Raw genomic sequence first — 9217 nt, 5'->3', positions numbered from 1 at the left:
GATCGTTATCCATCGGGTGTTTACAACGTGATTGTAACACAAGGTGAAGAAACGAGAACTGTGAGAGTAATTAAAAATTAAGTTCTAAGACAGATTGATTAAAGAATGCCTCTCTTTTTAGAGAGGTATTTTTTAATTTATATTTTCCTGACAAGAAAGCAAAAGATAGAATGATGTCACTTTAAGTGAAAATAAAAAAAATTATGAAGAAAATTAAAATCGTATTCGCTACTTTTTTTGGATGTTTATGTTTAAACAATGTTAGTGCACAAGTTGGTATTGGTACAACAACACCTCAAGGTGCTTTAGATATCACTTCTACAACTGATGGTTTACTAATTCCAAGAGTTTCATTGGGCGGAACAAATTTTGCAGCTCCACTAATAGCTCCAATAAATTCTGAAATGGTTTACAACACCAACAATAATAGTGGTTTACCAGGACCTGTTCTCGCACTGCAAGGGCTTGTTACACCAGGATTTTATTTTTGGAATGGCACAATATGGGAGCGTTTTATTACCGGAACACCAGTAGCTTCAACTGGATGGTTAACAACCGGAAATACCGGAATTGTTGATGGTACAAATTTTATTGGAACAACAACAGCTGCAAATATTCAATTTAGAAGAAATAATACACATGCAGGAAGAATTTCAACAACTAGTACATCTTTTGGTGTTAATGCTCTAACAGCTGGTTCCACTACGAATGGTACGGCTTTTGGAGTAAATGCTTTAGCAGCAAATACAGCAGCAAATAATACGGCCTTTGGAACTAACGCTCTAGCGGCAAACACAACCTCTGCAAACAATACAGCTGTTGGATATAATGCTTTAGCAATAAACACTCCAAATGCAGATACCGGGGCTTTAAACACAGCTGTTGGTAGTGGTGCACTTGCAAGTTTAAATGGCGGTAATAACAATACTGCGGTGGGATACAATGCTTTAACATCGGTGCCAGCAAGAACACTATTTAATACTGCTGTTGGAAGCAATGCTATGTCTGGTTTAAATTCTGATGCTACAAGGAATAATGTGGCTGTTGGAGATAATACTATGACAGGTTCCGGAACAATTACATGGTCTGTAGCCATAGGCTCGAGTGCTTTAAGAAATGCTACTAACACATCAACAAGAAACACAGCTATTGGTTTTTCTGCTGGTTCAAATACTACTAATGGAACTGATAACGTATTTATAGGTCACTTAGCTGGTAGTTCAGAAGCTGGTAGTAGTAGTAATAAATTGTATATTGAAAATACTAATGCTAATTCAAGCAACGCACTGATTTATGGTGAGTTTGATACTAATATACTTAGAGTAAATGGAACATTACAAGTAAATAATCCTGCTACTGCAATCGGATATGCATTACCAAATGTTAGAGGAACAGCTGGACAAATTTTGAGAACCGATGGTGCTGGAGGAACAAGCTGGGTCACTTCCTCAACAGTTGAAACCGATCCACAAGTTTCTTCTACAACAAATAACAGCATCCCAAAATGGAATGGAACTACTCTTGTTGATGGTATCATTAGCGATAACGGAACCACGGTATCCATAGCCGGAAACACCGCTACAACTAACTTTCAAATGACTGCCGGTGCAAATGCAAATTATATTTTGCAGAGTGATGCAACAGGAAATGCCACTTGGGTACCAAATCCACTTAGCACACTATCGGCTATGCGGATTAGATTGAGTGCCAACCAAGCGTTAGGTTCAACAGGATGGGAAAAAATAAATTTTGATACAACGGTATTTGATACAAAATCTGAATTTGCAGGCGGTACATTTACTGCTGCTGCTGCGGGAATCTATCAAGTGAATGCCGGGTTTCATACAGATAATCAAAGTAATAATCAATTCTATTCTATTGGTGTGTACGTAAATGGTGCTTTGTATCAAGAAACTACCGGAAACCACCTTGCCAACGGTCCTGTGCACAGAAACATCAACTGCATGGTGAACTTAGCCGCGGGCGGTACCGTAGAGATTTATGTACAAAACTACCAACCGACTGTAGCGATCGACTCGTTTGCTACTAAAACCTTCTTTGAAGTACAACAAATTAGATAACTACAACTGTTCCAACTTAAAACAGTGTAGTAAAAGTTCATTTTTTGGAAGCCCTATAAAGTAACTTACTTCCAATTTAGTAAACCCGAAACCGTATGACCATGTTATACGTGTTTATCGGGTTTATTTATTTTCTTATTTCTTTCTTATTATTCTTTTAATGAACACTCGTATGTGTACGAGTTATTCTGTTTTTTAGTATTTTAGTAAAAATTATTTTACTGTGGTTCTTCACGATTCATAATATTTTAATCTTATACCTTAGAGAATTGAAAAAGCACTCTTCTATCCTTCCATTATTTATATTGTTGGTTTTGTTTTTTTCTTGCAAGAAAACAGAATCAATTAAGAGTCAGAAGCCTGAAATAAGTAAATTAATTGAAGACAAAACCAATTTAAAATTATTAGATGACTTTACTGTAATAGTAGATTCCATTGTGCACACCGAAGGAGCTTTTGATACCGACTACTCCTATTATTTAATTATCGAGTACAATCCGTTAATAGAGAAAAATATCGTAGAACAAATAACTTCTTCTGTACTTTTTGACACCATTCAATCATCAAATTATGCTGACCCTATTTGGGAAGTAATACATTCTAAAACAGAAAAAGGTATTTGGGCCAGCACAGAAAATGGTTTTAACTTTTTTCATAGCGATACTAACCCAAATAAAGCTGAACCTTTCTATTTAACTTTAGATACACTGACTAATAGAATTGAATTAGATTTAACGCATCTATGAAAATAAGCAAGACTTCCTTTAAAACAAATCATGAAAACAAAACCACATTTTGTAGCTAATTTAAATTATTTGAAAAGTGAAGAAGGAGGTCGTTCAACCCCTGCTTCCTCTGGCTATAAACCCGGAATTAAGTTCCCTTTTTACGCAGGATTGTTTTCCGGCATACAAACCTTTATTGGAAAAGATACTGTGATGCCCGGCGAAAATATTGAAGCTGAAATTACATTATTAGACACCGATTATTTTAAAGGAAAATTATGTGAAGGAATGAAATTTGAATTTTATGAAGGATCAATTTTAATTGGTAATGGAATAATTACGAAGCTGTTGAACACTTAAAAATCACAACTCAATAAATGAAATTAATTGCATTTTTCAAAAGATTTTTATCCAATTCAACGTTTGAAAAAACTGCGATTCAAAATGAATTTTGCTCAAATGAATATGGCGAAAAAGTTATTCTAAAAAATTCCAAAAAATCTGCCAAACAACTGTTGCTGATTGCTATTGTGTTAATACTGATTACTATTTATAACTTTAGAAATCATCAAAACAATCTTGGAATGTTGCTATTCTGTATCATCATTTTACTCATCCCACTTTCAAAATTAGTTAATCAAAAAGCTAAATTAACTATTGCTAAAGACAATTTAATTTTAGGCAATGGAAAAATAATTCCATGGAACGAAATTAATACCACTACCATTGAAGAAGCGGATGCAGCTGATGTAGCTAGTTATTTTAAATTAAACATTACACTTTGCACAAATCAGACATATAAAATTACGATTAGTGATTTAAATTATTCTGTTTCCGAAATTAGTCATATCATTGAGTATTATAAAAAGCAAAACACTCTTTAATGTTGTTGTAACTAATTTACCTTGCCTTATACTCATTTTTTATGATTTTAAGAAAATTAGTAGGGATTTATTGATGTGTGGATGTTTTTTGTATTTTAGTAAAAAAATAATACGCTATTCAGTAGCTGTTATCAGACCTAATTTAGGCGGATAGGCGATAGATAGTAGCGGTTATATATAAGTTAGGCACAATTATTAAATGACAACACAACTAAGATAATGGCAACAAGAAAAAATACAGCACAGCAACCTAAAGAGACAGCTATCTTGACTATAAGCAATGTAGACTTTGTAAGTAAATTAGAAAAACGAATTGAAATTGGTGATGAGATATTTAATCGTAATATTTCGACTCAACAGGAGCTGAAAACAGCAAACTCTGACTATAAATTATGGACAGACTATAATTTTGAAATGCTTAAACAAGTGTTTAACATTGAGATTAACGATTATATGGACTCCTATAATCATGCTGGATACACTTTTATGGGTCAAATGGGAGAAGTGGAAGGAAACCCTGTGCAGACATTTAAGAATTTAATAAATTATAAATTAGATAATTTAAAAAGTTTATTGACAAGAGCTGAATTACTTAAATCTCAAGTATCTAATAATACAACCAATACAGTAGCGACAGCAACAAAAACACTTTCTAAAACTGAAGTGTTTATTGTTCATGGTCATGACGAGGCTGCAAAAACAAAGACCGCACGCTATATTGAAAAATTAGGTTTAAGACCTATAATACTTCATGAACAGGCAAGTGGTAGTAAGACTGTAATTGAAAAAATTGAAGCGTATTCTAATGTCGGTTTTGGAATTGTTCTTTATACACCTTGCGACATTGGAGCAAAAAAAGAAGATAATCCAAATTTAAAAAACCGTGCAAGACAAAATGTTGTTTTTGAACATGGTTTCCTAATTGGAAAAATAGGTAGAGAGAATGTTTGTGCATTAGTGAAAGACGACATAGAAACACCGAATGATATTTCCGGTGTTGTTTATGTAAAAATGGACGATGATGATGCATGGCATATAAAAATTGCACGTGAATTAAGGAACTCAGGTTACGAAATTGACATGAATAAATTATAACTGTGCCTAACAGCACCTAAAAGAAATTGGCGGTTTATTGGATAAATGAAGCTTTGTGCTTCGTATTAAGTTCAGTGCTGGCAGAAAGTTTTCGTCTCCGAAAACACTAACTTCTTATAGATGCAAAACGTTGGAATTAATAAAACAAAACAATATGGACAACAAAGAATTATTAAACTTAATCGACAAGTCAATTGTTGGCGAATCAGGTATAGATAGTGAATTTAAAAAAAAGCTTTATGAATATCTCATGGAAGCTTATAAATCAATGGATATAAATGATGAGAATTTCATAATTACAATTCCAGGATCGTACACGCAAAATTTTGGAATGAACCATATATATCGGCTACATGAAGGTCATTTAGAGAAAACTAGTAATGAAATCTATGCTGCACAAGCTTATGGTGGCAAATGGAAAGCACTTATTGGTTCTGGAACTGGAAAATCTAGAACAAGGAATACGAGAGAGCCTGCTACATCTAAAGTTAGTATAGTTAAATCAAATGATGAAATTGCTGAACTTAAAATGATGGTCGAATCTTTAAAAGATTCTGTTAAAAAATTAAATAAAGAAAATACTTTAATAAAGGAATTACTTTACTCAAATGCAGCATCATATAATGATTCTAAAACAACTCAAACAATACCAATTGATATATATTTAGATACTGATAATTCTCAAGAAATTTTTGAAGTTTATGATTCTGTATTAAGGTTTGCAAAAAGTATTGGTTTTGATGAATCAATAGAATTCGAAGCTGTAAAAGGCTCTTGGTTTAAAAGAATTTTAGCGAAATCTCAAGCGAAATTATCGAGTGATGAAGTACAAGACAGACTGAAAGAAGCTGAATATGGAATTGAAGTAAATACTATTCTAAAACAACAATCGGAAATAGACAAAAATCAATCAGAAGCTTTGTCCAATATTATAACATCTCTAAAAGACATTCCTAATGCGGCAATCAGAATAGGAGCATTAATTGTTGTGAAACTAACAGATGAGGAAGGATCAGTCAGCCTTCAAACTAGAACTTTATCGATAAAAGAACTTCATTTATTAAATAAAAAACCTGAACTTTTACAAATGCCGAAGCACATACTAAAAGCTTTGGCAAATGAAATTGATGATAATATTCCGCCTCAAATTTCTGAAAATTAAAATTACTATTGTCTACATCATTTATAATCAATTGCTATTCCCCCCCCCGCTCTGCGAAGTCTCCCGACTTCGTAGCAAGCTTGAAGTAAATAGTAGAATAAGATATTTACATGAAAAACTTTATCATACTAATATTATTAATCATACTTTCAGGATGCAAAACTACTGAAAGCTATGATGTTTATGAAATAAGTACGCATAAGTACTCTACTGTTTATCAATTTAAAAACTCAAAATCTGTTGTTTTTAATGATAGTATTACCAAAGAGTGGTTTATTGGCAATAGTTTGAAGACTCCTTTTTTGCCAAGTAAGGAAGACATAATTCAAGTAAATAAAAAACTTGATAAAGAGTATTTAAGTTACACTAAAGAATGGTTTTCAAAACTTAATTATGATTCATTGCCCGATGCAGAACATTATAGAAGTGAAAATAAGAAAATAATTAAGCATGCAAAATATATTCAATCTCAAATGAAATATTTGAATAAACAATTAACAGGCTATAAAGATACCTTAGGAAGGAAATTAATTGTGATAAAAATTATTAACCCTGATGAAGATCAAAATGATATTGAAAAAAATTGGATTGGATTAATCAGTTTAACATATAATGTGGAAGAGGTAATATTTGCTTTGGATTAGTTTATACCCCCCCGCTCTGCGAAGTCTCCCGACTTCGCAGCAAACAAAATAACTGCTGTGCATTTATACTAACAAACAAAAATAAATTATGACTGATAAAAAGAGGTGGACTTTTGTAATTATTATTGTTTTTATGTCAGTAGTGATTGGTGTTTTATCATTACTTTTTTTATAATAATTGGCTTTTTGTTTGACTAATTATTAGAGGAAAGTTTGAAAGAATGGTGAGCAGTGTTAACATTAAACCGCTTAGCGAAGTCTCCCGACTTCGCAGTAAAACAATCCAAACTATACAACTATTTTCTATCTTTGAAAAAGAAAGTAAAAAACATGTTATTATAATCTGAATGTGTACGGGCGAGACGCTCGCACTAGCGGAGGCGATTTATACAAGTTATAAGCAAGCCGTGGACATGGGAAACCAAATAACAACTTAATATATGAAGCTAATTCTTTTACATATTTTACTTTTTGCTTTGGCTTTTATGTCCATTTATATTGGAGTTACTAAAACAATAAAATATATAAAGAAATTGGAAAAGTATAAAGACCAAAATATAAAACTAGCAATTTGTGTAGGCATGATTCTTCTTTCTATTTCTGTCACGTTTATTGGAATTTATTTACTGTATACGGAAATTGAAAGTTTTATTAGAGTCAATAAATGACTCAGCTCAACAAACTCTCCCGACTTCGCAGCAAAACAATTGTAAAGTAGTTATTTTGTATTTTGGATTTGTTGAGCTAAATTTACTAAGAACTCAAAGGTTACATTGTAAAGCCGAAATGTTCCGTAAAGCTTCAAAACTAAAGAAAACATTTAAGTACAACCTTTCTGAAAAAATTGCATCTACTAAATAAAAAGAAATATTATGAAAAAAAATTTAATCGTGCTGTTATCTTTTCTAACGTTAATGAGTTGCTCTACATCTTCCGTTGATTTGTCTGATGAGAATTATATTTTTACCGGAAGAGGCGGTGCAAAATGTGAAGTGGATGGTGTAGAGCTTGTTCCGCGATTGACCATTTCACCAGGTGCTAACTCATTGGATTTTGGCTATGAATCCTACAACGGAGAAGAATATCTCTACCTAAAATTTAATAATAGAGGTCCTGAAAATTCCTTACTTGTGGTTGGAGTTGTAGTGAAAAATGTTAATCCTTTTGAAAATAATTTGACGGGAACTCTTTATGATTTAAACAATGACAGTACAGGAACTTATACCATTATGTTGTTAGATGAATTTTCTACTAACCTTGACTACATTGGCGAATTTGAAATTGTTTATCACAACCAACAAGAACGGATTTTAGCTGGCAAATTTTGGTATGATGCCGTGAATGCTGAAAATGAAGTTCGAGAGATTAGAAATGGTGAGTTTGATTTGAAGTATTAAAAACTTTTTCTAAACCAAAAAACTACAAGTGGGTAACAGTAGAGACATACTAATTAACTTTATTAAAGCAACTTTCCCGCTCTGCGAAGTCTCCCGACTTCGCAGCATAACTACTTAAAGCAGCCATTTTGAGTTTTGGCTTTGTTACCATATATTTACAACCAAGTCAAGAAATTTAATAAGTTTAACTTGCAACTAACACTACTAAGTAAATGAAGAAAATCTTTTTATTGATAAGCCTTACCGTTCTTTTATCTTGCTCAAAAGATGACGACAGTCAAGATTTCGTTCACATCCCTAATCAAACTACCATCACCACTTGGAAATTAATTAGTATTACGGATGATTTAGGTAACGAAATAGCAAACGAATGTGAACTTGAACATGGAAAAATAATTGTTGAAAGCGGTTTAGATAGCGATAATTTTTTTAGGACTAAGGCAACTATTACCGATGGTAAATTTGAAAATCAAACATGTGATATTATCACTACTAATTTTACTAGTTGGAGTAGGGATAATAATTCTTTATACTTGAGTTTACCTAATGGAGATAGAAGTTTTTATGAATATTTAGAAACTTTTGAAAATGAAATTCTATATATGTCAATTACATTACTTTATACTGAAGATAGAGATTCCGGGATTATTGATGAAGAGGAAGAACTAATAACTTATAATTACATTAGAGAAAGTATTGAGTTTTAGATTAATGATTTAGAACAGTAAGATAAAATTGTAACCTATGATAAAAAACATTTTTAGCCAAGAAGTAACAAACGAATTGATTAGTCGCATTAATCAAATCACTCCAACCCAGCAACCATTGTGGGGAAAAATGAGTGCCGACCAAATGCTTGCTCATTGCAATGTTGCTTATTCGTATACGTTTGAACCCGAAAAGTTTAAAAAACCGGGTTTAATAATGAGTTTTATGCTAAAGACTTTCATTAAAAAAATGGTGACCGGAGAAAAACCTTATCCCAAAAACAGTCGGACTTCTCCTGAGTTTGTTGTAGTGGGATCAAAAGATTTTGAAGCTGAAAAAGCAAAACTCATTTCCTATATTAATAAATGTCAAGAATTGGGCGAATCATATTTTGAAGGAAAAGAAAACCACTCATTCGGAAAAATGAACTCCAAGGAATGGAATGTTTTATTTTATAAACATTTGGACCATCATTTAACGCAGTTTGGGGTGTGATGGAGTTTATTGTGAACTATTTATAG

At 32.4% G+C, this 9217-nt stretch carries 10 protein-coding genes; all 10 read left to right on the top strand.

The window, feature by feature from the left end; translation table 11 throughout:
* The first annotated feature begins 203 nt into the window (after window positions 1-203).
* The 10 genes from B4N66_RS16350 to B4N66_RS16305 all read left to right on the top strand — a co-directional run bounded on the left by B4N66_RS16350 (window position 204) and on the right by B4N66_RS16305 (window position 9191).
* A complete protein-coding gene (locus B4N66_RS16350) occupies window positions 204-2081 on the top strand; it encodes a beta strand repeat-containing protein (RefSeq protein ID WP_291096324.1) in 1878 nt (625 codons plus the stop codon).
* Window positions 2082-2350: 269 nt separating this feature from the next.
* Entirely contained in the window at window positions 2351-2827 is a 477-nt protein-coding gene (locus B4N66_RS16345) for a hypothetical protein (RefSeq protein WP_291096323.1), read from the top strand.
* A gap of 30 nt (window positions 2828-2857) precedes the next feature.
* Window positions 2858-3166, top strand: coding sequence for a hypothetical protein (locus B4N66_RS16340; protein ID WP_291096322.1), 309 nt, complete (start codon window positions 2858-2860; stop codon window positions 3164-3166).
* A gap of 17 nt (window positions 3167-3183) precedes the next feature.
* Entirely contained in the window at window positions 3184-3690 is a 507-nt protein-coding gene (locus tag B4N66_RS16335) for a hypothetical protein (protein WP_291096320.1), read from the top strand.
* A 219-nt stretch (window positions 3691-3909) separates the two neighbouring features.
* Window positions 3910-4785 (top strand): nucleotide-binding protein, encoded by an 876-nt coding sequence (locus B4N66_RS16330; RefSeq protein ID WP_291096318.1) that lies wholly within the window; start codon window positions 3910-3912, stop codon window positions 4783-4785.
* A 154-nt stretch (window positions 4786-4939) separates the two neighbouring features.
* Window positions 4940-5947 (top strand): hypothetical protein, encoded by a 1008-nt coding sequence (locus B4N66_RS16325; protein WP_291096316.1) that lies wholly within the window; start codon window positions 4940-4942, stop codon window positions 5945-5947.
* 110 nt (window positions 5948-6057) lie between these two features.
* The gene (locus B4N66_RS16320) at window positions 6058-6591 is read left to right on the top strand and encodes a hypothetical protein (protein WP_291096315.1); all 534 of its coding nucleotides are present in this window, start codon (window positions 6058-6060) and stop codon (window positions 6589-6591) included.
* An 872-nt stretch (window positions 6592-7463) separates the two neighbouring features.
* Window positions 7464-7988: a hypothetical protein gene (locus tag B4N66_RS16315; RefSeq protein WP_291096313.1), complete on the top strand. Its 525-nt coding sequence runs from the start codon at window positions 7464-7466 to the stop codon at window positions 7986-7988.
* Between the two features lie 212 nt (window positions 7989-8200).
* Window positions 8201-8695: a hypothetical protein gene (locus B4N66_RS16310; protein ID WP_291096311.1), complete on the top strand. Its 495-nt coding sequence runs from the start codon at window positions 8201-8203 to the stop codon at window positions 8693-8695.
* Window positions 8696-8732: 37 nt separating this feature from the next.
* On the top strand, window positions 8733-9191 hold the full coding sequence (locus B4N66_RS16305) for a DUF1569 domain-containing protein (protein WP_324523110.1): 459 nt from the start codon (window positions 8733-8735) through the stop codon (window positions 9189-9191).
* Window positions 9192-9217: the final 26 nt, after the last annotated feature.

Source organism: Flavobacterium sp. UBA2787, from assembly GCA_002352205.1.
Taxonomy (GTDB): Bacteria; Bacteroidota; Bacteroidia; order Flavobacteriales; family Flavobacteriaceae; genus Flavobacterium.
This window is presented reverse-complemented; position numbering and strand designations above follow the sequence as displayed.

Excerpts from the sequence above, each read along its gene's own strand:
- B4N66_RS16350 (WP_291096324.1), top strand. The coding sequence starts at position 204 with ATGAAGAAAATTAAAATCGTATTCGCTACTTTTTTTGGATGTTTATGT.
- B4N66_RS16340 (WP_291096322.1), top strand. The coding sequence starts at position 2,858 with ATGAAAACAAAACCACATTTTGTAGCTAATTTAAATTATTTGAAAAGT.
- B4N66_RS16335 (WP_291096320.1), top strand. The coding sequence starts at position 3,184 with ATGAAATTAATTGCATTTTTCAAAAGATTTTTATCCAATTCAACGTTT.
- B4N66_RS16330 (WP_291096318.1), top strand. The coding sequence starts at position 3,910 with ATGGCAACAAGAAAAAATACAGCACAGCAACCTAAAGAGACAGCTATC.
- B4N66_RS16325 (WP_291096316.1), top strand. The coding sequence starts at position 4,940 with ATGGACAACAAAGAATTATTAAACTTAATCGACAAGTCAATTGTTGGC.
- B4N66_RS16320 (WP_291096315.1), top strand. The coding sequence starts at position 6,058 with ATGAAAAACTTTATCATACTAATATTATTAATCATACTTTCAGGATGC.
- B4N66_RS16315 (WP_291096313.1), top strand. The coding sequence starts at position 7,464 with ATGAAAAAAAATTTAATCGTGCTGTTATCTTTTCTAACGTTAATGAGT.
- B4N66_RS16310 (WP_291096311.1), top strand. The coding sequence starts at position 8,201 with ATGAAGAAAATCTTTTTATTGATAAGCCTTACCGTTCTTTTATCTTGC.
- B4N66_RS16305 (WP_324523110.1), top strand. The coding sequence starts at position 8,733 with ATGATAAAAAACATTTTTAGCCAAGAAGTAACAAACGAATTGATTAGT.